25 protein-coding genes, 1 tRNA gene and 1 pseudogene are annotated in these 23,738 nt (G+C 57.5%); 10 read left to right on the top strand and 17 right to left on the bottom strand.

Annotation, left to right across the window (positions count from 1 at the left end):
- Complete coding sequence (locus H097_RS05115; RefSeq protein ID WP_032857967.1) at window positions 1-783, bottom strand: aldolase; 783 nt, start codon at window positions 781-783, stop codon at window positions 1-3.
- A gap of 157 nt (window positions 784-940) precedes the next feature.
- Between H097_RS05115 and H097_RS05110 the strand changes: the two genes are divergently transcribed.
- Window positions 941-1,468, top strand: coding sequence for an XRE family transcriptional regulator (locus H097_RS05110; RefSeq protein ID WP_032857965.1), 528 nt, complete (start codon window positions 941-943; stop codon window positions 1,466-1,468).
- A gap of 63 nt (window positions 1,469-1,531) precedes the next feature.
- On the opposite strand, the gene H097_RS05105 is transcribed toward H097_RS05110, so the two are convergent.
- On the bottom strand, window positions 1,532-2,548 hold the full coding sequence (locus H097_RS05105) for a DUF4917 family protein (protein ID WP_032857962.1): 1,017 nt from the start codon (window positions 2,546-2,548) through the stop codon (window positions 1,532-1,534).
- A gap of 126 nt (window positions 2,549-2,674) precedes the next feature.
- On the opposite strand from H097_RS05105, the gene yiaY reads away from it, so the two are divergent.
- Window positions 2,675-3,823 (top strand): L-threonine dehydrogenase, encoded by a 1,149-nt coding sequence (gene yiaY, locus H097_RS05100; protein ID WP_032857960.1) that lies wholly within the window; start codon window positions 2,675-2,677, stop codon window positions 3,821-3,823.
- On the opposite strand, the gene H097_RS05095 is transcribed toward yiaY, so the two are convergent.
- Together H097_RS05095 and H097_RS05090 are read right to left on the bottom strand one after the other, a co-directional pair.
- Window positions 3,820-4,977 (bottom strand): MFS transporter, encoded by a 1,158-nt coding sequence (locus tag H097_RS05095; RefSeq protein ID WP_032857957.1) that lies wholly within the window; start codon window positions 4,975-4,977, stop codon window positions 3,820-3,822. The genes yiaY and H097_RS05095 overlap by 4 nt on opposite strands.
- 70 nt (window positions 4,978-5,047) lie before the next feature.
- Window positions 5,048-6,272 (bottom strand): annotated as a pseudogene (locus H097_RS05090) (aminotransferase class I/II-fold pyridoxal phosphate-dependent enzyme).
- Window positions 6,273-6,570: 298 nt separating this feature from the next.
- Here H097_RS05090 and H097_RS05085 point away from each other — a divergent pair.
- Window positions 6,571-7,245: an NAD-dependent epimerase/dehydratase family protein gene (locus H097_RS05085; protein ID WP_032857955.1), complete on the top strand. Its 675-nt coding sequence runs from the start codon at window positions 6,571-6,573 to the stop codon at window positions 7,243-7,245.
- 10 nt (window positions 7,246-7,255) lie between these two features.
- Here the strand turns inward: H097_RS05085 and H097_RS05080 are convergent, their stop codons facing one another.
- The gene (locus H097_RS05080; RefSeq protein WP_032857953.1) at window positions 7,256-7,744 is read right to left on the bottom strand and encodes a DMT family transporter; all 489 of its coding nucleotides are present in this window, start codon (window positions 7,742-7,744) and stop codon (window positions 7,256-7,258) included.
- Between the two features lie 68 nt (window positions 7,745-7,812).
- Here H097_RS05080 and H097_RS05075 point away from each other — a divergent pair, with 68 nt between their 5' ends.
- From H097_RS05075 to H097_RS05060, 4 genes are all read left to right on the top strand, one after another.
- The gene (locus tag H097_RS05075) at window positions 7,813-8,739 is read left to right on the top strand and encodes a LysR family transcriptional regulator (protein ID WP_032857950.1); all 927 of its coding nucleotides are present in this window, start codon (window positions 7,813-7,815) and stop codon (window positions 8,737-8,739) included.
- Between the two features lie 69 nt (window positions 8,740-8,808).
- Window positions 8,809-9,450, top strand: coding sequence for a LysE family translocator (locus tag H097_RS05070; protein ID WP_032857947.1), 642 nt, complete (start codon window positions 8,809-8,811; stop codon window positions 9,448-9,450).
- A gap of 119 nt (window positions 9,451-9,569) precedes the next feature.
- Complete coding sequence (locus H097_RS05065; RefSeq protein ID WP_032857945.1) at window positions 9,570-10,097, top strand: DUF4142 domain-containing protein; 528 nt, start codon at window positions 9,570-9,572, stop codon at window positions 10,095-10,097.
- 166 nt (window positions 10,098-10,263) lie between these two features.
- The gene (locus H097_RS05060; protein ID WP_032858334.1) at window positions 10,264-11,040 is read left to right on the top strand and encodes a GNAT family N-acetyltransferase; all 777 of its coding nucleotides are present in this window, start codon (window positions 10,264-10,266) and stop codon (window positions 11,038-11,040) included.
- A gap of 24 nt (window positions 11,041-11,064) precedes the next feature.
- Here H097_RS05060 and H097_RS05055 read toward each other — a convergent pair whose 3' ends face one another.
- The 9 genes from H097_RS05055 to H097_RS05015 form a co-directional block, all read right to left on the bottom strand.
- The gene (locus tag H097_RS05055; protein WP_032857942.1) at window positions 11,065-11,565 is read right to left on the bottom strand and encodes a methylated-DNA--[protein]-cysteine S-methyltransferase; all 501 of its coding nucleotides are present in this window, start codon (window positions 11,563-11,565) and stop codon (window positions 11,065-11,067) included.
- Between the two features lie 101 nt (window positions 11,566-11,666).
- Window positions 11,667-12,077 carry a type II toxin-antitoxin system HicB family antitoxin gene (locus tag H097_RS05050; RefSeq protein ID WP_032857941.1) on the bottom strand — a complete coding sequence of 137 codons (411 nt, stop codon included), beginning with the start codon at window positions 12,075-12,077 and terminating at the stop codon, window positions 11,667-11,669.
- Between the two features lie 23 nt (window positions 12,078-12,100).
- The gene (locus H097_RS05045) at window positions 12,101-12,283 is read right to left on the bottom strand and encodes a type II toxin-antitoxin system HicA family toxin (protein WP_032857937.1); all 183 of its coding nucleotides are present in this window, start codon (window positions 12,281-12,283) and stop codon (window positions 12,101-12,103) included.
- A 358-nt stretch (window positions 12,284-12,641) separates the two neighbouring features.
- The gene (locus tag H097_RS05040) at window positions 12,642-13,502 is read right to left on the bottom strand and encodes a DUF6216 family protein (RefSeq protein WP_032857935.1); all 861 of its coding nucleotides are present in this window, start codon (window positions 13,500-13,502) and stop codon (window positions 12,642-12,644) included.
- A 172-nt stretch (window positions 13,503-13,674) separates the two neighbouring features.
- Window positions 13,675-15,261 (bottom strand): DUF4041 domain-containing protein, encoded by a 1,587-nt coding sequence (locus H097_RS05035; protein WP_032857932.1) that lies wholly within the window; start codon window positions 15,259-15,261, stop codon window positions 13,675-13,677.
- Window positions 15,262-15,721: 460 nt separating this feature from the next.
- Window positions 15,722-15,795 (bottom strand) — tRNA-Gly (locus tag H097_RS05030).
- A gap of 140 nt (window positions 15,796-15,935) precedes the next feature.
- On the bottom strand, window positions 15,936-16,820 hold the full coding sequence (locus H097_RS05025; protein ID WP_032857929.1) for an alpha/beta hydrolase: 885 nt from the start codon (window positions 16,818-16,820) through the stop codon (window positions 15,936-15,938).
- Window positions 16,821-17,119: 299 nt separating this feature from the next.
- Entirely contained in the window at window positions 17,120-17,812 is a 693-nt protein-coding gene (locus tag H097_RS05020; protein ID WP_032857927.1) for a pseudouridine synthase, read from the bottom strand.
- Window positions 17,812-18,021, bottom strand: coding sequence for a cysteine-rich CWC family protein (locus H097_RS05015; RefSeq protein ID WP_032857925.1), 210 nt, complete (start codon window positions 18,019-18,021; stop codon window positions 17,812-17,814). The genes H097_RS05020 and H097_RS05015 overlap by 1 nt, the downstream gene beginning before the upstream one ends.
- Window positions 18,022-18,239: 218 nt before the next feature.
- Here H097_RS05015 and H097_RS28615 point away from each other — a divergent pair, with 218 nt between their 5' ends.
- Both H097_RS28615 and H097_RS05010 read left to right on the top strand, forming a co-directional pair.
- Entirely contained in the window at window positions 18,240-18,599 is a 360-nt protein-coding gene (locus tag H097_RS28615; protein ID WP_082445528.1) for a hypothetical protein, read from the top strand.
- A 157-nt stretch (window positions 18,600-18,756) separates the two neighbouring features.
- Window positions 18,757-19,185, top strand: a complete 429-nt coding sequence (locus tag H097_RS05010) for a DUF3757 domain-containing protein (RefSeq protein ID WP_162237633.1) — start codon at window positions 18,757-18,759, stop codon at window positions 19,183-19,185.
- A 10-nt stretch (window positions 19,186-19,195) separates the two neighbouring features.
- On the opposite strand, the gene H097_RS05005 is transcribed toward H097_RS05010, so the two are convergent.
- Window positions 19,196-20,308 (bottom strand): enoyl-CoA hydratase/isomerase family protein, encoded by a 1,113-nt coding sequence (locus tag H097_RS05005; RefSeq protein WP_032857920.1) that lies wholly within the window; start codon window positions 20,306-20,308, stop codon window positions 19,196-19,198.
- A 131-nt stretch (window positions 20,309-20,439) separates the two neighbouring features.
- Here H097_RS05005 and ung point away from each other — a divergent pair, with 131 nt between their 5' ends.
- Window positions 20,440-21,135, top strand: coding sequence for a uracil-DNA glycosylase (ung, locus tag H097_RS05000; protein ID WP_167360827.1), 696 nt, complete (start codon window positions 20,440-20,442; stop codon window positions 21,133-21,135).
- A gap of 58 nt (window positions 21,136-21,193) precedes the next feature.
- Here ung and H097_RS04995 read toward each other — a convergent pair whose 3' ends face one another.
- Window positions 21,194-22,231, bottom strand: coding sequence for an AbrB family transcriptional regulator (locus tag H097_RS04995; RefSeq protein WP_032857914.1), 1,038 nt, complete (start codon window positions 22,229-22,231; stop codon window positions 21,194-21,196).
- Complete coding sequence (locus H097_RS04990) at window positions 22,224-23,738, bottom strand: tripartite tricarboxylate transporter permease (RefSeq protein ID WP_032857913.1); 1,515 nt, start codon at window positions 23,736-23,738, stop codon at window positions 22,224-22,226. Before H097_RS04990 ends, H097_RS04995 begins: the two co-directional genes overlap by 8 nt.

Raw genomic sequence — 23,738 nt, 5'->3', positions numbered from 1 at the left:
TCAGTTCAGGCAATCGGCGTGTTGGCGCAGGTTCTGCCGAGCGTAGTAGTTGAACGCGGCGCCGTGGCGCTTGGGCTTGGAGATCCAGTCATGGGCCTCGCGTCCCAGGGCCGGCAGAATCGGCTTGACGGTACCGGCACTCATGGCCAGCAGTTGCAGTTTGGCCGCCCGTTCGATCAATTGCGCGATCACGCAGGCTTCTTCGATGGTGCCGCCAGTGGACAGCTGACCGTGGTGGGACAGCAGGATTGCGCGCTTGTCGCCCAGGGCCTGGGTGATGATTTCGCCTTCTTCGTTACCCACTGGCACACCCGGCCAGGCTTCGAGGAATGCACAGTCTTCATACAGCGGGCACAGGTCCATGTGTGACACCTCCAACGGCACTTCCAGCATCGACAGGGCGGCGATGTGCGTCGGGTGGGTGTGGATGATGCAGTTCACATCCGGCCGGCCACGATAGACCCAGCTGTGAAAGCGGTTGGCCGGGTTGGGCATGCCGTGACCTTCCAACACTTCCAGGTCTTCGTTGACCAGCAGCAGGTTGCTGGCGGTGATTTCATCGAAACCCAGGCCCAGTTGCTGGGTGTAGTAGGTGCCAGGCGTCGGGCCACGGGCAGTGATCTGCCCGGCCAGGCCGGAGTCGTGGCCGTTCTCGAACAGAATCCGGCAGGTCAGGGCCAGCTTTTGCCGGTCGGTCCACGTATTATCTGCCAGGCTGCTTTGCATCTGGGTCAGCGCTTGCTTGACCAGTTGGTCTTTGGGGAGTGCTAATGTCTTGGCCATATCGGTGTCCTTTGGGTGGTTCAATGGACGTCGATTTGCTGGTTCCCGCAGCTCGCAAGGTCGTTGGGTTCTGCAAATGACACTAAAGAGGCTATATGACACAATGTGTCATTGGCAAGTAAAAATCATCATCCTCTGGCTGGATTAATCGCTGCGCATGTCTATCCGTTTGAAATTATTGAGAAAAAAACTCGGTGTTACCTTGGAGGCACTGGCCGAGAAATCCGGGATGACCAAGAGTTATCTGTCGAAAGTCGAGCGCGGGCTGAACACGCCGTCGATTGCCGCCGCGCTGAAACTGGCCAAGGCGTTGAACGTCAAGGTCGAAGAACTGTTCAGCGAAGACAACGTCAGCCTCGACAGCTACAGCCTGGTGCGCAGCCATGAGCGGCCCGACACGTCGCCGGGTTATGCGGTGCTGGCCCATCAGGTCAGCGAGCGCAGCCTGCTGCCGTTCATCATCTATCCGCCAGCGGAGTTCAGCGACAAGACCTTCAAGGAGCACTTGGGGGAGGAGTTTCTGTTTGTGCATGAAGGCCGGGTGGAAGTGGACTTCATGAACGAACGAGTGCTGCTGGAGCGCGGCGACGCATTGCACTTCAATGCGCAAAAACCGCACCGCATTCGTTCGGTGGGAGAAGTGCAGGCGCAGTTACTGGTGGTGGTACACAGCGCCGAAGAATGACAGAGATCTAATGTGGGAGCGGGCTTGTGTGGGAGCAAGCCCGGGTCTCCAGTGAGGCTGGGATCAGTGCTCGACCGGCACCGACAGTGCCGCTTTGCCCAGGGCATGGCTGCGTGCCGCAAAGAACCGCAGCTCCACCTCCATCCCTTCAAACAGCCCCGCATACCGCCGCTTCTGCTGCTGGATAAATCCTTCGCTGCGGCCAAATACCGAAATCGCCAGGGTCTTGATCTTCGAGCGGCGAATCGCCTCCACCAAGTGTTGATCCTGCTCGCCCAGGTGATGGCCGAAGATACACAGCGCACCTTCCTGGCCCAGCAACTGTTCATAGCAGAACGACAGATAATCCGAACTGCGGATGGTCTTGAGCTTTTCGCCGGTGGGCCCTTCGTTGATGAACAGCGGCACATCGTCGAGGGTCTTGATGGTGTTGTTGATCGCAAAACTGCTGAGTAACGTACTGTCGGTGGACGGCAATTTACGCGCCGAGCCATCCAGGTTACGCACCAGGTGCAGGCCGCCGTGCAGGTACAGAATGCGCGTCGCGGCGGTGGCGGTATCGCGCAGGTCAAAGCGTGATTCGGCACCGCGAAACAGGTCGTCAATGCCTGGCGTGTGCAGGATCGACCAGTAGTTGAGCAGGTCGTAATTGCTGGTGAACACCGTCTTGTAGCTCGCCAGTTCCTGATTGATCGTCACTAGCGTCGAAGGCTGCACCAGGCGCCAGGGGATGTGCACGGCGTGGATGGTGTTGATCAGCGCTTCCTTGATCGCGTAGTAGCGATTGCGCGGCGCAGCGGAGCTGACGGCCAGGGCCTTGTTGACGCGGCTGGTGGTTTTCAGGGCACCCAGCACTTGTTCGAAACTGCGGGTCTGCATCGCATCAAACACGCTCAGTTCGGAAGCGCTCAAGGGCTTTTCTTCCACGGTGCGTGCGTTTTCAAACAGTGAGTCGTAGGCAAAGTCTTCCCACACCGCGCGACTGGCACCGTTGCCGATCAGGATCGCGGCGAAGGCGGTGCTGCTGCGCAGTGCGCTCCAGTCTTCAAGGGCGGCGTCGATATCCTGGAAATCCTTCATTGCGGCGGGTCTACTCAAAAACGGCTGGGTGGTGACTTTATCACGGGCGGGCGTTGATCTTGGTCAAGATGCCGCAGCCCGCTGCGGTCGATGCTGTAGGCATCAACGTATCCCCGAGGGTTCACCATGAGCAGCACGTTCTTCATTCCCGCCGTCAACATCATGGGCATCGACTGCCTCGACGAAGCCATGAGCGCGATCCGCAACTACGGTTTTCGCAAGGCGCTGATTGTCACCGACGCCGGCCTGGCCAAGGCGGGCGTGGCCAGCATGATTGCCGAGAAACTGGCGATGCAGGACATCGACTCGGTGCTCTACGATGGCGCCAAACCCAACCCCAACGTGGAGAATGTCGAGAACGGCCTGGCGTTGCTTCAGGCCAGTGGCTGCGATTTTGTGGTGTCGCTGGGCGGTGGTTCGCCCCATGACTGCGCCAAGGGTATCGCCCTGTGTGCCACCAATGGCGGGCATATCGGCGACTACGAAGGGGTCGACCAATCGAGCAAGCCGCAGTTGCCGCTGGTGGCGATCAACACCACCGCCGGTACCGCCAGCGAAATGACGCGTTTTTGCATCATCACCGACGAAACCCGTCACGTGAAAATGGCCATCGTCGACCGCAACGTCACACCGTTGCTGTCGGTCAACGACCCGGCGCTGATGGTCGCCATGCCCAAGGGCCTGACCGCCGCCACCGGCATGGACGCACTGACCCACGCTATCGAAGCCTATGTTTCCACCGCCGCCAACCCGATCACCGATGCATGCGCGATCAAGGCGATCGAACTGATCAGCGCCAACCTGCGCCTGGCCGTGCGCGACGGCAGCGATATGGCGGCCCGGGAAAACATGGCCTATGCGCAATTTCTTGCGGGCATGGCCTTCAACAACGCCTCCCTGGGTTTTGTCCACGCCATGGCCCACCAGTTGGGCGGCCTCTACGACTTGCCCCACGGCGTGTGCAACGCGGTGCTGCTGCCCCACGTGCAAAGCTTCAACGCCAGCGTCAGCGCCGCGCGCCTGAGCGACGTCGGCCGCGCCCTGGGCGTGACCGATAAACACCTCAGCCCCGAAGAAGGCGCACAAGCGGCCATCGCGGCGATTCGCTGCCTGTCCCAGGATGTCGACATCCCGGCCGGCCTGCGTGAGTTGGGTGCCAAGCTGCAAGACATCCCGCTGCTGGCAAGCAATGCCCTCAAGGATGCGTGCGGCCTGACCAACCCACGGCGGGCGGATCAGCGGCAGATCGAGGAAATTTTCCGCAGCGCGTTTTAGTCTGTCCTGGCCCGGACGACGCACCACAGTGCGCCGCTCGCCAGCGCTACACATAACGCCGCCAACGGCCAGACCTGCTGACTGACCAGCAAGCTGGCCATGCCACCAATCAGCGCCGCCATCAACTGGTGCAAAAAGCCACTTAGGGCCATGGCGTAGGAGCCGCCTACCGGAGAGTGGTCGTTGGCCAGGGACAGGCTGATGGGGTAACTCATCGACTGCCCGAACACCGCCACGCAATAAGGCAACCACAGCAGCAAGGCCCAATCACTGGCGAACCAGCCAGCGAGCAACATCACCGAACTGCCGCCCACTACCAATGTCACTCCCCATGTCATCATCGACAGGCGCCCGCTGCGGGCAACCCAACGATTGACCGTCAATGCCCCCGCCAGATAGGCCGCGCTGATCGGCCAACCCAGCAGCCCATACTGCGTGGCAGTCCACTCGAAGCGGCCCTGCAGAATCAGCGGAGCGCAGGTATTGAACGCGATGATCACGCCATACCCCAACCCGCCCGCCAACGCTGCCCGTAGAAACGCCGGGTGTTGCAAAATCATGCTGTAGATACGCCATGCAGAAACTTGCCCATCGGCTTTCACCCGTGCCGGGAACGCCACCGCTTGCAGTACGCAAATCAGCCCGATTGCCGCCAATGCCAAGCCGTAGAAGATCGCCTCCCAACCCAACGCTACCTGCAATACCGAGCCAATGAACTGGCCGATACCCAGGGCGATCACGAAGGTCATGCCCAGCCACGACAGGCCTTTGGCCAACAATGCACCGCTGAAACTATCGCGCACCAACACCCGTGCCATCACCGAAACGCCACCAGCCCCCAGGCCCTGGACGAACCGTAGCGAGAGAAACGTCTCGATGTTGTGAGCCATGGGGATGGCCGCGCTGGCCAGGGCATACAGGGCCAATGCCGCCAGCAGCACCGGTTTCCTGCCCAGGCGTTCACCCAGGCTGCCCCATAGCAGCATGGGCAACGCCATGCCCACCAGATACACCGCCAAGGCCAGCGAGGCCTGGGACTCGGCGGCCTGCAGTGCCTGGGAAATGGCCGGCACTGCGGGCAGGTAAATGCTGATGCCGACTTGGGACAGGAAGGCGGTGCAGCAGGCTATGGCAAGGGTTGTGGTGTTTTTCAAAGGGTAAGGATTTTCTTTTTTGGGCGGTGGCGTCGCGTTGGCGAGAGTTGTGTTGTGTCAACGCAGACCATTAAAGCTTTCCGTGCTCCTTTAGCAAGTCTTTGAGATGTTCACAAAAAGAATGGATCAAGGCAGGTGGCATGTCCGCACGAAGTGTAATACGTATGGCTGCTTTGTTTTGCGGTACAACTGGGAAGAACACCGCAGATGTAAAAAAACCAATGTCAGCAAGTCTTCGTGAAATTTGAGTGGCCAGTGTTGCTTCGCCACAAGCTACTAAGCGTATCGCGGAGAATGATCTCTTTTGCTCTGTTTCTACTAAACTATCGAATAATCGAATATTTTTCTGAAGCTTTTCCTGAAGGACAGTTAATTCATCTGAAAGGTGGATTTTGATTGATGCCAAGCCCGCGCCGATGGCAGCTGAATTCAGGCTTTGGGACCAGTTGCTAGGGCCGCCGTAGCGATGCACTAAACTCTTTTGGCGTTCGCTCCCAAACATTACCAAACCACCACCTGCCGCGAATGACTTTCCGAGGGAAGCCACCAGCAGAATTTGGTCGTCTAATGCCGATAAGTGCGGGCGTACAAATCCTGCTCCATTCTTCCCTACTGCGGACAGCGCGTGAGAATCATCCAAGTAGAGAAAAAGTCCGTAGCGTGCCTTCAAATATAATAAGCTTTCTATGTCGGCAATGCCTCCCATGCTGTAAACGCCATCAGCGACATAAGCAACTTTTTTATGTTTTTTGCATAGATCTTCTATAAAGGAAATGTCGTTGTGGGGGGGCTGTGATTACCTCTGTTTCGTCAGCGCACGCAGCTTTCAGATGATTCATTGAATAGTGGGATAACTTGTCGAAGATCATGACGGGAGGCGTGTCATTTGTAAAAGCACCGCTGGCGAGCAAAGGTAATATTCCAGAGCTGGCGGCACTACACGAAAGTGTACTCAGGCAGTTTGCACCGAATAACTCGGATAGCGCGGTTTCAAATTGCTCTAGTAATACCAGTTTGCAGCGGTTTTTTGAATTGGCTATACGCAGTGTTCCCGCATCTTTTAATCCATCAATAGCTCCATTAAGGATGCTGGGGTGGTAGTCGAGGCCTAAATAAGACGTGGTGCAGAAGTGATGGATGTTTCGGTTATACTGATCGGTTAGGAAGTTGTTGCTGTTTACCGTTACATTTAATTCACTGATTCGTCCGGCTTTTGCACTTTGCCAGTCTGGGTCAGCGAGTGCTATGAGCTTTTTGTAGTTTGAATAGTTATTGATGTTGACGTTTGTAGTCATGGTTTACTGTCCTTGTAAAAGTGGTCCTGACTTTCGGAGTCGTAAGCTATCGGAATGAAATCTCTATGAAAAGTCAGCTGTTTCCTATGCCCATGGTTCTAAGTTGAGTTTTTGTCGTGGGTAATCGGCTACAGATTTTTAGTGCAAGGTTTGGGATGAGTTACACTATCCCTGTGTTCGACATTTTCGCCTCTGCGATTCGCTCGTCGCGTCTGATGACAAGCTGTTAATCTGGGCACCTCGTACTGCTCTTAACTTGAAGCTTGCAGCTAAAAGCTTGCCACTGAGGCCCCCCCTTATGAGAGTTCTGCTATTCGGCGCCACCGGCATGGTCGGCCAGGGCGTGTTGCGTGAGTGTCTGCTGGCCGCTGATGTGCAGGAAGTGGTGGCGGTGGGGCGCACGGCGTTGACCCAGGAGCACGGCAAGCTGCATCAGGTGTTGCACGCGGATATGTTCGACTTCCAACCCCTGGAGCATTTGCTGCAAGGGTTTGATGCCTGCTTGTTTTGTCTGGGGGTGTCGTCGGTGGGGATGGATGAGGCGACTTACACCCGTCAGACCTATGACCTGACGCTGGTCGCTGCCAGTACCCTGGCGCGGCTCAACCCGCAGATGACGTTTGTCTATGTGTCCGGCACGGGCACCGACAGTTCCGAGCAGGGCAAGGTGATGTGGGCACGGGTCAAGGGCAAGACCGAGAATGCCTTGCTGCGCCTGCCGTTCAAGGCGGTTTACCTGTTCCGTCCGGGGATCATCCAGCCGCTGCATGGCGTGCGTTCGAAAACCCGGCTCTACCAGGCGTTCTACACCTTGCTCGGCCCATTGCTGTCATTGGTTCGCCGTGTACGGCCGGCCTGGATCGTGAGTACCGAGAGCGTGGGTCGGGCGATGCTGGCGGTGGTCCGGCAAGGCGCCCCGCAAGCGGTGATCGAACCCGCCGACATCCACCGTCTGGCCGCCGAACGTATGTGATAGCAACGGATCAGCCCGCAGCAGCCAATGCCTTGGCTGGCGCGGCACTGAACTGAATCAACGCCACACCGCCGATCAACATCAGTACTCCGAGTAAACGGGGGGCGGTGAGGTGCCGTTCCACCAGGCCGAACAGGCCAAAGTGGTCGAGCAGCAACGAGGCGAGAATCTGTCCAGTCATGGCCAGGGCGATAAATCCCGAAGCCCCCAACTTCGGCAGCAAGATCAGGGCCAAGGCAATAAAGCACACCCCAAATGCGCCACCCGCCCACATCCACATTGGGGCCTGGGTGATAAAGGCCATGCTTGGCAGCGGCAGTCGCAACGCCAGAATGACAGGCAATAACACCAGGATGCTCACCGTTAGCGAAGCCAGGGTCGCCCACAGGGGATGCCCCAGGCCACGCCCGAGGTTGGCGTTAATCGCGCTTTGAAACGGCACCACCGCACCGGCAAACACCGCTAACAGCAACAAGCCCAGCCAATGCCACGTCGTCATATTCGTTCTCCCAAAGGTTTTACTGGACTCTACGGTATTCGTCGCGCAGATTTAAATTCCAAGTTCTTATGCTGAATATGCACGCTATGAATGATTTGCGGCGCATCGACCTCAACCTGCTGGTGATCCTTGACGCACTGCTCAGCGAGCAACACGTCACCCGCGCCGCCGAGCGCCTGCACCTGAGCCAACCGGCGGTGAGCCATGCGCTGGCGCGGTTGCGAGATCTGCTCGGCGACCCGTTGCTGGTGCGCCAGGGCGGGGGGCTGGTCGCTACCGCCCGCGCGCTGGAGTTGGCGGCACCACTGGCCGATGCGCTGGCCCAGGTGCAGTCATTGTTGGCGCCGAACCGTTTCGACCCGGCATCGGCCAGGCGGACCTTTCGCCTGGCCATGTCCGATTACGGCGCGGCGCTGCTGTTGCCTGGGTTGGTGCGGGCACTGCGTGAGCAGGCACCGGGGATTGATCTGGCCATCACCCATGCCAGTCGCGAAGGCATGCAAGAAGGGGTGCTCAGTGGCGAGATCGACCTGGCGGCCGGCGTGTTTCCCGACCTGCCGGGCGAATTGCGCAGCACGCCGTTGTTTGAAGAGCACTACGCTTGCCTGGTCGACCGCGACAGCTTGCCTGCCGGTGGTGCGCTCGACTTGCCCACTTACCTGGCGCGGCCCCATGTGCTACTGGAAATGCGCGGCAGTGGTACCCCGGAAATCGAACGGGCGCTGACCGCGATCCGTGAGCGGCGCCATGTGGCAATCAGCCTGCCGCATTGGGGGATTGCCCCGCAGCTGATCCAGGGCACCGATCTGATTCTTACTGTTTCTTCGCAGGGGTTGCTGAACATCGATCCCCGGCACCTGCTGGTGGTGCCACCGCCGTTTCATATCCCGTCTTTCGGTTTTGTACTGGCCTGGCATAAACGCCGTGGTGGGGATGGCGCCTTGCACTGGCTGATCGCTCAAGTGCAGGACGTGCTGGCCAAACGCGCGGCCTAGCATTGCAGTGCCGAGTGGATTGTGCACAATCGACGCGGCCCTCCTATTTTCTGTCAGAGCGTGTAACCCATGACTTCATCATTGCTGTTTGCCGTCATTGCCTCGGGCTTTATTTATGGCATCACGCCGGGCCCCGGTGTGCTGGCGGTATTTGGCATTGGTGCGGCCCGTGGCCGCCGGGCCGGCGCAGGTTTTCTGTGCGGGCACCTGTTGGGCGATGTGGTGTGGTGCAGCACCGCCCTGGTCGCGATTGTCGGCGCGCGGGAGATCGGCAGCAGCGCATTTGATGTGCTGGGTGTGCTCAGTGCTCTCTACCTGTTTTGGCTGGGCATCCGTGCAATCCGCACCCGCAACCGCAGCAGTGAAGCGCCCCAGGGCGCGGCGCGCCAGCCGTTCTGGCATGGCATCCTGTTTGGCCTGACCAATCCCAAGGCGTATCCGGTGGCTGTGGCCACTTTCACGGCGTTGCTGTCCAGCCGTGCCGAATTGCTGACCTGGGCCATGCTGCCGTGGTTGATTGTCTTGAGCTTTATCGGTGGTCTGGTGGCCTATGCCATCCTGATCGGCATCGTTGGTGCCCGGCAAGTGCGTACGGTGTATCAGCGTCATGAAGTGTTGATCACCAAACTGTGCGGCGTGATGTTTATCGGCTTCGCCATCAATGCCCTGGCGCATGCGTTGCCGGGCTTGATGGGCAGTAAAACGTCATGAGTCTGTGACGACCGTTCGTCGCGCCAACAAGTTTTTTCTAAACCTTTGCCGCCCTGAAAATTCAGATTCAGGGCGGGGTTCTTTCCCCGGCATGTATTTATTACCTGGAGGAACCCATCATGAGCCGCATGGCTAGCCGGTTACGCACCGCCACTTTCGCGATGCTGCTGGGCCTCGGCGCCAGCAATGCCTTGGCCCAAGGGCCTGCCGAGTTTATCGAGCAAGCCTCGGCCAAAGGCATGGCCGATATCGAAACCAGCCGCATGGCCCACGCCAAGACCTCGTCCCAGGAAATCAAGGACTACACCATCGAGGTCATCAACGAACGCACCCTGGCCAATCAACATTTGGCGGCCATTGCGAAAAAACTCGACTTGCCAGTGGCACCTCGCGAGCAGATCGCCGACAAGGCCGAAACCCTGATGCCTGAACTGACTGATGGCGACTCCTTTGACGCCGCCTACACGGCCCAGCAGGTCAAGGCCAACGAAGATGCCATCGCGCTGTTCAAGCAGGAAGGCGCGGCGTCGCAGATTCCCGAAATAAAGGCACTGGTCGACGAAACCCTGCCCAAACTGGAAACCCGTCTGGAAAAAGCCCGGGCGCTGGCTTCGTCCTATGGCAAGAGCCGTAACGGCGACGGTTGATTGCGAGGGCTGTGGTATTGAAACGGTGGTTGGACTACTCCAGCCGCCGTTTTTTTGCGTCGTAATTCCCATCACCCGTGGCAGCTTTCTACTGTCGCTTTCGGAAACAGCCGACAGTGACCCTCAGACGTTGAAGCAAGACTGGCTTTTTTGCCTGGACTTGCCGATGCCTACGACCGTCAATTCGCTTTACCACCGGACCGAAGCCCATTTTTTTTCCGCGACCTGCCCGTTGCACCGCAGCTTCAACGCCTGTGTGAGCGCCTATTTTGCTGACGAAGTCGTCAATGAATGGAACCTGTTGTTTGTCCGGGTCGGCAGTGAGCCGTTGGGTGTTGGGATGGCCGCCTGTGAGCAATTGATCCGCAGCGTGGTTTTGCCCGTACGGATAGTGATTCATCAGGAAAAGGTCGAGGAGTTGGCGCAAAGCCTACAGGCGATGGGCTTTATCTTCGTGCAAAAGACCAGCGCAATGGTCCTTGACCTGAAGAGCTTCACCGCTGCCGTCCGAACACCTGTCAGCGATACCATCAGTTTGACCCAGAGCCTCGACGATTGGGCGGCTCCCCTGGGCAGTGCGTTTGGCCTGACAGCCGAGGGCGTTGCGCGTTATCAGGCCAGGCATCAGGTTGCAATTGATCGCGGCGAAGGCTTTTATCATTTTGCGCTGTCAGTGGAGGGGCGGCCGGTGAGTGCCATAACCTTGTCCATGTGTGACGGGCTGGCGCGGCTCAATGATATGGGCACTCACATTGAGTTTCGCGGTAGAGGCTACGCAACTCGGTTGATCCAGGTCGCGTTGGCGCACGCCGTGAGCCTGGGTGCGCAAACGTGTTTTCTTGAGGCATCGAACGATGGGTTCTTACTTTATCGCTCGTTTGGCTTTCAAGCGCTGTTCGATTATCAGGCATTTGTACGTGGCCCATTGGTGAACGGGCGGTAGCTTCAGCCTGTTGCGCAATAGCCATCAAAACAGCGACCTTGTGGCCTCGCCATCCTCCAATGTCAGCAAGTACTGTTTGGCTACAAGCCCACCGGCAAACCCGGTCAGCCCGCCCGACGCACCAATTACCCGATGGCAGGGTGCGACGATCGAAATGGGATTGCGCCCGTTGGCCGCACCCACCGCCCGTACGGCTTTCGGGTTGCCGATCTGCTGGGCGATCTGGCTATAGCTGCGGGTTTCACCGAAGGGAATGGTCAATAGCGCGCCCCAGACTTTTTTCTGGAACTCGGTGCCATCAAAGTCCAGCTCCAGCTCGAAACGGTCGCGGGTGCCGGCAAAATACTCTTTCAACTGCCGCTCGGCTTCCAGCAGCACCGGGCTGTGGTTGACCTCCACCAACTCGCCCAGGCGCACGCGGTTGGCGCGCTCGGTTTCCCACAGGATCGCGGCGAGCTTGCCGTTGCGGGCTACCAGGGTCAACTGGCCGACGGGAGAGGGCATGAGTTTGTATTCACATGGCATGAGCGGGCTCCTTGTTGAGTGGGTCATTGACCGACAGGCCTGCACTTTAACGCTCATCGCTGATGGCCGAACTACGTTTCTTGCGGTCAAATTCGGTGGTGTTATCGCTCTTGTTGCAGCACCTTCAGCGCTGCCGAAGCGAGAAACCCCGAGCGGCTTTTTTCTTCCGGGTGATGCAGCACGTATTCATCAATACGGTTGAGCAAATAGCCAGGCAGCGTGATGTTGAGTTTCTGCGCCTTGCCCAGGTACTTGGTGACATCGATATCGACCACGGCCCAGGTGCAGCCGGCGTACTGCGGGTTGGCCGCATGCAGGGTGACCTTTTGCGCACTGGGAATCGGTGCTCCGTCTTCTGCCAGCAGCTCAAAATGACCCTCTATGGCTTCCCGTGCCATGGCCATGGCGTCGTCCAGATCATCACCAGCAGAGAAACAGCCAGGGATGTCAGGGACTTCTACACCCCAGGCGTGGTTGTCGTCACCGGTTGAAATTGCAATCGGATACAGCATGTTCGTTGTCCTCCAGGGACGGTTTAACCGAGCAGGGCCTGTTTCAAAATGCTTTTGGCGGTCTTGTCCAGCAGGTCTTTCTTGGGATGGGGAATAGTCACCAGCCCAGGCTTGGTTGGGTGCTTGAAATGATGATGGCTGCCCCTGACGCGCGCCAGGTACCAGCCATCTGCAACGATATGGCCTATTAAATATCGGCTATCCACATCACCTCCTTGTGGTGTGTTGGTGGTGACTATAACCACTAAATAAAAATTATCAACACTCTACCCACCAATAAAAACGGCAGGGGTGCAAGAAGTGTATGGGCGTGGGGCGCGGCTGCAGAACGGAGGTATTACGGAGTTTTACTGGCAAATCCCAGGCATAAAAAAACCGGCCTCATGAGCCTAATGCCGATCAGTTAAGCGAACGCAATGCTCAAAGCAGGGGATCTGCGCTTAACTGATATGAACCTACTCGTAGTCTAGAAAAGGCATTAGATAGGTTTTGTGGTGTGATCAATCAGGTGAAACGACTCTAACGGTGTAATGTTAGAGTCGCAAAGCTATTCAGTTGGATGGGTTATTTTTTGAAAATTTTTCTTTTGGGTGGATGAATTTTTTCATGGAGTTTTTTTGCAATACTTGATCTGGATATTCGCACTAATATACAGAATACGGAGAAAATCGAAGTTGCGATGATCGTCAGAAGAAGCCCTCGTTGCCCCTTGAGCCCATTGTTTACATGCTCGCGGTATTTCTTGTCGTCAAAGAGCGAGCAGATGATGTTGATGTTTTTTTCTGTAAATTTTTTATTGAAAATTTCTTTAAGTGATTCCGGTGACTGGCACTCTTTTTCTGTCAGCGTTGGAGTGGATCTGAAAAAGCTAAATTTAGCATCACCCTCGGATAGGTAAAATGATGGCGCTTCCGGAGCGTCTCTCAATGAAACCATCAGGTATTTTGCGTTCGTAAGTGGTGCTGAGATGCTGATAATTAAGAAGAAAATGAAGAGTAGCCCAAAAAACATATATTGAGCATATTTAGAAAATAGAGCTTCTTTAAATGTGAGGCTGTTAAAGTCTTTCCAGTCTATATATTTTCTTACCCTTGCAACATCTCTATGACAGAAGCCATTTTTCTTGATCCATTCCTCAGCGAGTTTGGTGTCAGCCAAGTTCTGTGCAGGTATGTTGAACTCGAATCGGTAGTATTCAACTTCTCTCAGATTTTTTCGTATGTTTTCGTAGTCTTCGGTTTCAAATTTTGTGGAACCTCCGAAAAAGCGCCACATTAAATCGCGTAGAAATATCAGTGAGCCGGAGCGTGAATAAATGTAAAAAACTAACAAGCAGATAGCGATGCCGCTAACCAAGCTTGCCAGTGTTGCGTAGTTTTCAAATGTCCAGTTTACGATGTTGTCGTTGAAATTTTGCTGTGACACAAAGTCATCCTTGGTTTAATTCTAATGGAGGGTTTTATTGGTTCTTTAGCTTCGTTAGCCATTAAGAAATAGGCATTTTTGACTCATTCTTGACCTGGCGACTATGCAATTCAAGGTGCTGAGCATTATGTGCGAGCAACAAGCTATGCCCACGACATACCTGACAGTGTTGCTATACCGCCTCTTGCGCCTCCTCAAGTTCTTCCTGAGGTTCAAACTCAAGCTGATGCCGCGTCCACTGCTGCGCAATGACCGGGTTTTCTAGAATCTGCTGTTCAAGTCGGATAGTTTCCCGGAACTCATGTGCATCGGCTGCCATGGTCCAATGGGTTTCGACACCCAGGCTTTCCAATTCGGCGCGAATTTCTGTGAGCACCAAGCGGAAAAACTCTTTCCGTGGATTAACCTTGTTCATCTGGCGACGCAGGAAGTGGCGATGTAAGGTCTTTTCAAGGCCTGGAGCATCGTCACTGAAGATCATTGCATGCACGTCAAACTCAAACGGTACGCTGGCATCGCCGAGTTCGCGGATGCGGTCCTTGGGTTCCAAGCGTCGGGTCATGCCAATTTTGAACACCTCCTCACCGAAAGATCCAATATTAGAAATCACATACACATGGCCTGCTCTCGTCTGCTGAGCCATGGATAGCGCACGCTGGTTCTTTTCCTCGGCAACTTGGAGTTTGGCTTCAAGTTCTCGAAGTTTTACCTCGTACTCGGCACGTTGAGCATCGTTGGCGGTAGCGACTTGCTGGAGAACTTTATCCATCGCCTTTTTGATGGTTTCTTCTTCTTTCGCGGCGTCTTTTATTGCGCGTTCAAATTCTCGACGCGCTTTTTCTTCTTCTCGAATTTGTTCGCGCAGCTGTCGTTGTTCTTCTCGTTCCTGGTCTTTCAGTGCTTGTGCAGTGGCTGCCCACTTGAGTTCTTCAAGCCGGGAGGCAAGGTATTCGTCAGTAATTCGAGCGTTTCTGAAGGCTGTACCGTTATGGTTGACCAGCGCGAACGCATCCCGGATTTCCTGTTCCAGTTTGCCGTGGTTGTCAGCTTTGTTTCTTGAGAGGATCGAGTCGACTTTGCCGTTGAAGGCATCGATAACAAAACGGATCGCGGTTCCCTTTCGATTGGCTTCAGCATAATCACAGGTTGCAGCTCTGCCTGATTTGACCATCGAGCGAGTTGCATCGCGGGCAGCTTTAAGCCTTTTCCCGGCGTCAGTAAAGGCGAACTCTTCAGCCAGGTCATCCAGCAGGTTATAGGTCGGTACGATATACGCATCACCATAACCCTCGACGATGTTTTTCATTGCTTTGGCGGTTTCTGCAAACTCCTTGGCACGGTTCATCGCTGCATAGGCTTCGCCTGCAATTTCTTCGGCTCGCTTGTTGGCCAACTCGATAATACGTTCAGCAGCCAACCTAGCTTGCTCCAGCTTTTCTTCGGACTGCTCGATTCTGGTTTTTGCAGAGAGATTGGCGCTTTGGCGTTCCAGGGCGGCGTCTTGTTTGGCTTTTGCCAATTCGAGCTCTGCTTCGGAAATGAGTTTCTTGGCCCATTCTTCGGCATCGATAATAGTTTGATACTTTGACAGGGCTGCGACTCGACTTAGCAGATCGAGGTTTTCCTGCTGCTGCCGGGCGATCACTTCTTCCCGTTGACGCAGGTCTCCTGTCAGCTTGGCAATAATCTTTGCGGCTTTGAATCGAAGAATCAAAAGCGCAAGGATGCAAGCGGCAGCAATGATGAGCAGTAGCTCCATGTGATCCCTCACAGATGGTCTGATTGAATATCGGAGCTGGACGCTATCCTTTAGCCAGTACGGTGTCCACACTCATTCTGATTCGGATTTTTTCTGTGGTGGGATTTGTACCTTCGAGAGATGGGTACGAAATGTAAGGAGAGCGGTTAGCCCGGATGTAGCAACATCCCGACTGACCGCCAAACCCGCAGACTGCCCCATTTCCCATTGGGCTTCTTGTACCGCAGCACCGTATCGGCCAAGGGCAGGCACTTGATATCGGAGCGTTTCATGGCATTTGTATAGCGTGGTTCGATCTAACTCCACTATACAAACCGCTATACAAGAAATTCCAGGCTGAAAAAACAAACGGCGGAATGCGAGGGAACGTGTTGGGTCGCTGAAAGCCCCGTTTTTACTGGGCTGGTCGCTGATGTTGAAACGTGGGGGATGATACGGAAAAACGAGGGAAAAGCAGAAGTGGAGCGGGTAGAGGGAATCGAACCCTCAACTAAAGCTTGGGAAGCTTTCGTTTTGCCACTAAACTATACCCGCTCAAAGCGGCTGACTTTGTACCAGATGTGCGCGGCAATTTGAAGTTTTTCTTTGGAAAATGTGCAAGTTGCGAGCGTCAGCCGAATTTTTCAGGCAACCCTGGGCAGTCTTTGTGCATCGTGCCCACCCAGGGTTCGCTTTCAAATCGCAAGTGCGTGCAGGGTCTGCCCCTGCTGATACCGCAGTCGACTCACTGACTGTTCCGGTTTCAAAAAGCTCATCAATGCCTGCCGACTGTCATTGCACGCGGCCTTGTGCTCCATGTCCAGGAAGTGCCCGGTGGCCTGGATGGTGCCAAAGCTGCTGTTTGCCACATGTTGCCCAAATATCCGGGCATCCTCGGCGCTGGTGTATTCGTCCCACTCGCCATTCAAGAACAGTACTGGAATGGCGATCTGCCGTGCGGCCTTGAGGTAGCACTGGCGGTCGCTATTGAGGACCTGGCTGATGTGGTAGTGCATCTGCCCGTATTCATGTTCGGCCAAAGTGCTGACATGCCGATAGTTGAAGCGCTTGAACAGCGGCGGCAGGTGTTTGCCGATGGTGCTGTTGACCAGATTCCCAACGCTGTGGCGGTCGAGGTTGCCGAGGTAGTCAACACCGCGTTCCAGGTAGTCGCGCATGGGCGTATTGATCACTGGGGAGAATGAGCTGATCACGGCTTTCTCCACGCGCCGCGGCCGCTGGGACAAGGCGACGAGGGTGGCGACGCCGCCCCAGGAAAAGGACAGCACATGCTCGGCGGCGAAGTGGTCGATGAGTTCCAGGAGGATCTGGCCTTCAATGTCCTTCGTCAGCATTTGTTCATGGCGGTTGTGGGCTTTGGAGCGACCGGCGTAGGGCTGGTCGTACAAAACCACATTGAATTGCGGGTACAGGCTTTTCACGGTCTGGGCGAAAGACGCAGTGGTGGCCATGGAGCCGTTGACCAGGATGATGGTCTTTTGAGCAGCGTCCGCGCGATAGAACTCCGTGTAAACCCGATACTGACCCTGTATATCCAGCACAGCGATTTCTGGCCTCATGTCATAAGACTCCTGGCAAGCGGGTGGTGCGCGCAGATCACTCTGCACGAGCTTTGTGACAGGTAGGCATACGCCTGGAAGGGAGGCCCATGTCGGTCCGTTGAAGCTGGCCGACGGGTGTTGTTATGGCGGGCAACTTGCCTGTAAGGCCCACACGTCAAGCAGTGCGGGCAGGCAATGTGTTTCTTGGAAGGTTGGGTGACTCACCAGTCAGATTGCGGCTGGCGTTTTGATTCAAGCAGGAGGCGGGCCAGGTCGCAAGTTTCACCCAAAAGTTTTGCTGGTCATCGGCTGAACGGTCATATCTGACGGATTTCAGCCTCGGTCAGCGGTCGATATTGGCCGGGCGCCAGGTGTTCATCCAGCGCCAGCGGCCCCATGCGTTCGCGATGCAGGCGCGTCACTTTGTTATCGAAGTGCCCGAACATGCGCTTGACCTGGTGATAACGCCCTTCAATGATGCCCAGGCGCGCCGTTCTGGGGCCAAGGACTACCAGCTCTGCCGGTTGCGTGGTGAGGTTTTCGAAAGCGAAATACAGACCTTGCGCAAAAGTTGTCGCGTACTGCGGGCCGATCTCCTGCTCGGTCTCGACATAGTAGACCTTGGGCAGTTTGGTCAGGGGCTGGGTCAGGCGCCGCGACCACTGACCGTCATTGGTGATCAGCAGCAGGCCGGTGGTGTTGAAGTCCAGGCGGCCGGCGATATGCAGGTCGCCCTTGTCCGGTTCATCCAGCAGGTCAAGGACGGTACGGTGCTGCGGGTCCGAGGTGGCGCTGACACAGCCCTGAGGCTTGTGCAGCATAAAGTAGCGTGCCGGTTTCCCTGCTTGCAGGACGTCGTTGTCCACCATGACGTGGCTGAATTCGCGCACCTCATGATGCGGGTCGCTGACCACTTGGCCGTCGACCTTGACCCGCCGTTCCACCAGCAGCAGGCGCACTTGCTGGCGATTGAAGCGGGGCAGGTTGCTGAGGAAGCGGTCGACGCGCATTACGGCTGGGCCCTGCGCAATTGTTCATCGACCTGGGCACAGCGTGGGCACAGGCAAGCCTTGTTGCGCAGTGCCTCGGGCAACGCTTCAAGCACCGCCGGGTCGATACTGACGCTGTAGCACCAGCAGGCCTGGTCGACGGTACGTGGGTCGGCCAGGGTGCAGTCGTTGCGGGCGCCACAGGCCGGGCAAAGTGTGGGAGTGGTCATCGGTCGGTTCAGGCGTCATTCAGTCGAGGTTCCGGTGAAAACCGGTGTTCCTGGCACGATACAGACCTGGGCGATTTATTGCGCCACAGATGTATCAATCTATGTCGGGGTCGCACCAGATTCGGTTTTTGAGGTCTGATCCTTTGTCAGTCAGTGAAAGCTGTCTGGCGCCTCCCAGCGTCGCTGGTGTGTGCTCTTCCGCGGTCCAGGAGGCCGCCATGTATCGTCGATTGCTCATCACAGCTGTGCTCGGCTTGACCCTTTCTGCCTGCGTGCCTTATTACGGTGGAGGCTCCAGCTACTATCGATCCGAAGTCTATACCACGCCCGCGCCGGTCTATTACTACGGTGGCGGCCCGTCTTACCAGTACCGGCGCGGCTATTACGCACCGCCACCACGGTATTACCCGGCGCCGCGTTATTACCAGCCGGCACCCCGTTACTATCAGGCCGGGCCAAGGGCAGGCTACCGGCCATATCCCAATCAGGGCTGGGGTGATCACCGGGGCTATAGGGGACATGGCCGGGGAGACGGCCGGGGTGGCGATCATGGCTCAGGTCGTGGCGGGCACCGTTAAATCAGCTTTTCCTTGAAACGGCGCGTAATGCGCCGTTTTTTTGTGGGAGACCGTCTGTCCAGGCTGTCATATTTAACAGCTATATTAAGTGCCTTTCTAGGACTCTACTGAGTGGCAATTGCTCAGTAGCTCAACGGAATGACACATGATTAGCCGGATGCTTATCGTTTTTATCTTCGGGCTTTTCCCACTCGCTCACGCCAGCGTAGAGTTCGGTTGCCCATACCCCTCGGCGATCAAGCGCAAGGCCGACCATTTTCAAAGTGACAATGGCTATTGGAAAAGCCCCAAGGTCGAGTTTCCAGGCTTTTTGGACACGTTTGTCGGCGCGGTCTTCATCCCTGCCGAGGACGGGGAGCGCAAGCGAGGCCATTTGGAGTACTGCACCTACAAGGCAGCCAACAACCAGTGGGTCAACCTCAGGTTCCAGGCACCCGAGCCCCTGGCCAGCATGTCACTGACCGACTCCACCCATTGGGTGCTGGCCCACGGGCCTTTTGACCAGGAAATCTACGTGTGTACGGACAGCCAGCCCGACAACTGTTCGTTCACCCTCGTCCCCCCAAAATCCTGGCCCGCCGGTTGACTCACGTCTGTCATAAATCAGAGAGATCTGCCAGCGGATGCCGTCCTTCCCAAGCCTTGTGAAAGTGCGCCTCGACCACGGCTTCGGGAATGCGGTTGATATCCGGCCAATGCCAGTGCGGCTGCTGATCCTTGTCGATCAGGCGTGCCCGAACCCCTTCACTGAACTCCGGATGCCGACAGCAATTGAGGCTCAAGGTGTACTCCATCTGGAAAACCTGCGACAGAGACAGGTGCCGTGCCCGTCGGATCTGTTCCCACACCAGGTGCGCGGTCAGCGGGCAGCCCTCGCTCAGGGTCCTGCCAGCCCGGCTGAACAGCGGGTCGCTATGCTCACGCAGTTGGCTCAAGGCGCGCCAGGCGCAGCGCACATCGCCCACATCCAGCCATTCGTCGATTGGCTGGCGTCGCGGTAGCCATTGTGCTTCGGGTTGCTGGCTGGCGGCTTCCTGGGCCAGGGCCTTGAACAGACTGTTGAGCTGCATCGCCGTCTGTTCCTGCCAATTGAGTTGCAGCAGGCCTTCGAGCATTTCGTCCTGTTGTTCATCCAGCAGGAAACGGTCGGCCAGGCCCAGGTCCAGGGCGTCGCGACCATTCATATGGGCGCCGGTAAGGCCGAGGAACAGGCCGAGCTTGCCGGGCAGGCGCGAGAGGAACCAACTGGCGCCGACATCCGGGTACAAGCCGATGCTGATCTCCGGCATGGCCAGGCGGCTGCTCGGTGTGACGATGCGGATGGCGGCGCTCTGCAGCAACCCCATGCCACCGCCCAGCACATAGCCATGACCCCAGCAAATCAGCGGCTTGGGGTAGGTGTGCAGGTGGTAGTCCAGGCGGTACTCGGCGGCAAAAAATTGCGCGGCCAGGGCGGGCACTTCGCCCGGGTGCTCACGGCACGCCTGGGCCAGGCTGCGCACTTCACCGCCGGCGCAAAACGCCTTGGTGCCGTTACCACGCAGCAGCACGCAGACGATTTGCGGATCCCTGGCCCAACTGTCCAGGCGTTCGCTCAGGGCCAGGATCATCGGGAGAGAGAGGGCATTGAGGGACTTTTCCGCGTCCAGGCTGGCGATGCCGATACGGGCGCCGTCTGTGCCAGTGAGCTCTTCGAAGTGCAGATTCATCATGACCTCAATCGGTAAATTGAACGTTGAGTATGATCCCTTCGTGGGAAAGTGCCGGTTATGCGTCAGATCAATTGACAAGTGGGGTGGGCTTTCCTAGGGTTCGCCCATTCTTTTTACATGATGTGTTTCTGATGACTTCCGACGACCGTATCAAACTCGAACCGAGCTGGAAACACGCCCTGCGCGAGGAGTTCGAGCAGCCGTACATGACCGCGCTGCGCGAGTTCCTGCGCCAGGAGCATGCGGCGGGCAAGGAAATCTACCCGCCGGGCCCGTTGATCTTCAATGCGCTCAACTCCACGCCGCTGGACAAGGTCAAGGTGGTGATCCTCGGCCAGGACCCCTACCACGGCCCGGGCCAGGCCCACGGCCTGTGTTTCTCGGTGCAGCCGGGCGTGCCGGCGCCGCCGTCGTTGGTCAACATCTATAAAGAGCTCAAGCGCGACCTCAATATCGACATCCCCAGCCACGGCTGCCTGCAAAGCTGGGCTGACCAGGGCGTGTTGATGCTCAACACCACCATGACTGTGGAGCGCGCCAATGCCAATGCCCATGCGGGCAAGGGCTGGCAGTTCTTCACTGACCGGGTGATCGAGGTGGTCAGCGAGCATCAGCCACACCTGGTGTTCCTGCTGTGGGGCGCCCATGCCCAGGGCAAGCAGAAGCTGATCGATGCGACCAAGCACCTGGTGCTGACCTCGGTGCATCCGTCGCCATTGTCGGCGTATCGCGGGTTTTTGGGCTGCGGGCACTTCAGCCGGACCAATAAGTTTCTTGAGCAGAATGGCGAGACGCCGATCGAGTGGCGGTTGCCGCCCATCTAAGGCCCAACACAAAAAATGTGGGAGCAAGCCCGCTCCCACATTAGAGTTGTGCCAGGTTTTAGACGGTGTCCGGCTGGCGGTTCCAGTGGCGAAACAACGGCTCCGCCAGGAACAACACAAACAGCAACCGCATCACCTGCATCGCCGTCACCAACGGCACCGACAGTTGCAGGGTCTCCGCCGTCAAACTCATCTCGGCAATCCCTCCGGGCATCATGCCCAGCGTCAGCGAACGCAGATCCAACTGCGTCAACGCACTCAAGCCCACCGCCGCCAGGGTGGCGATCAACATGGTCAGCACTGTGCCGATCAAGGTGCGGGCCATGAAGGCTGGCGCCCGGCGGAAGAACTGCCGGTTGAAGTGGCAACCCAGGCCACTGCCGATCAGCCACTGGCCAATCTGGCTGCCGCCGTCAGGTAAACCGATGTGCAAGTCCCAGGTGATGCTGGCAATGGCACTGACCAGCAGCGGCCCGAACAGCCAGGGGTTGGGTTGACGCAGGCGCTGCCAGCCCCAGGCGACTAGCGCACCGACGGGAAACAACAAGGCCAGCCAGGCCCAATTGACGGGTGCCGGATGAAACTGCGGTGCGCCACCACCCAGCAAGTACTTGAAGATCGCTGGCACGCACAGCACCACCAGCAACACCCGCAGACTCTGACCCGCCGCCACGCGGCTGAGCACCGCGCCATTGCGCGCGCCCAGGTTGACCATCTCCCCGGACCCGCCCGGCATGCTTGAGAAAAACGCGGTGGCGCGGTCTTCACCGCTGCGGCGCATCAACCACACACCGACAATGCTCGACAGGCTGGTCACCAGCGCGCCGAAGAAGATCAGGCCAAAGTGGCTCATCACCTGCTCGATCACCACTGGGGTGAAGTGCAGGCCAATGCCGATGCCCACTACCCACTGGCCGCATTTGCGCCCGCCGGGAATCTCAGCCAACTGCCAAGGCGTTAGACAGCGCACCAGGATGATCGCCAGCAACGAGCCGACCATATACGGCAAAGGCCAGCCGACGAGGCTGGCCAGGTAACCGCCGGCCAGGCCGACCAGCGGTGTTGCCCACCAATGTCTAAGGGTGACCTCAGACATCGGCTACGGCACGACGCTGCAGGGAGCGCTTGCGCCAGATGCGCAGCAATGGCACGAGCAGCATGATGGCGGTCAGTACCCAGACGCCGAAGGTGATCGGGCTGGACCACAGGATTTCCAGTGCACCATTGGAAATCGACAACGCACGACGCAGGTTCTGCTCCATCAAGCCACCGAGGATAAAGCCCAGCAGCAGTGGCGACAGCGGGAAGTCCAACTTGCGCAGGATGTAGCCGAAGATGCCGATGGCGATCATCAGGAACAGATCGAAGGTGGTGGCGTGTACGGCGTAGACGCCAATCGCAGTGATGATTGCGATCACCGGCACCAGTGCCCAGTTCGGCACCGCGAGGATGCGGGTGAAGATGCGGATCATCGGGATGTTGAGGATCACCAGCATGATGTTGGCGATAAACAACGAAGCGATCAGGCCCCAGACGATGTCCGGTTGCTGTTGGAACAGCAGCGGGCCTGGCGTGATGTTGTACAGCGACAGTGCGCCGATCATCACCGCCGTGGTGCCCGAACCTGGAACGCCGAGGGTCAGCATCGGCACCATGGCGCCGCAGACGGAAGCGCCGATGGCGGTTTCCGGGGCGGCCAGGCCGCGCATGTCACCCTGGCCGAATTTGCCGCTGGCGCCTGCGATACGTTTTTCGGTCATGTAGGCCACGGCCGAGGCCATGGTCGCACCGGCACCTGGCAGTACGCCGATGATGAAGCCCGACACACCGCACCGCAGGTTCACGGTCAACACCGACAGGGCTTCCTTGACGTTGAACATCATGCGCCCGGTGGCTTTCACTGCTTCCTGGCCACGGTGGGTTTTTTCCAGGAGCAGGAGGATCTCACTGATGGAGAACAGGCCCAGCACCAGGACCACGAACTGGATGCCGTCGGTCAGGTGAATATTGTCGCCGGTAAAACGGTATACACCGCTGTTGGCATCGATGCCCACGCAGGCAAGGAACAGGCCGATCAACGCCGAGACAAAGGTTTTCAGCGGCTTGTCACCGGCCATGCCGCCCAGGCAGACAATCGCAAACACCATCAGTACGAAATATTCCGCCGGGCCGAAGGCAATTGCCCATTTGGCCAGCAGTGGAGCGAACAGCACCATGCCGCAGGTGGCGATAAACGCACCGATGAACGAGCTCCAGGCAGACAGCGACAACGCCACGCCGGCCATGCCTTTGCGGGCCATCGGGTAGCCGTCGAGGGTGGTCATCACGGTGGAGGCTTCGCCCGGGATGTTCAGCAGGATCGAGCTGATCCGGCCGCCGTATTCGCAGCCCAGGTACACGGCTGCCAGCAGGATCAGCGCCGATTCCGGCGGCAGGCCCAGGGCAAATGCAATGGGGATCAACAGGGCCACGCCGTTGATCGGGCCCAGGCCCGGCAACAGGCCGACCACGGTGCCGATCAGGGTGCCGCACAGTGCGGTCACCAGGTTATAGGGGCTCAGCGCGACGCCGAAACCCTGGCCCAAATAGCCAAAAGTATCCAT

Source organism: Pseudomonas sp. FH4 (assembly GCF_000510915.2).
GTDB lineage: Bacteria > Pseudomonadota > Gammaproteobacteria > Pseudomonadales > Pseudomonadaceae > Aquipseudomonas > Aquipseudomonas brenneri.
This window is presented reverse-complemented; position numbering and strand designations above follow the sequence as displayed.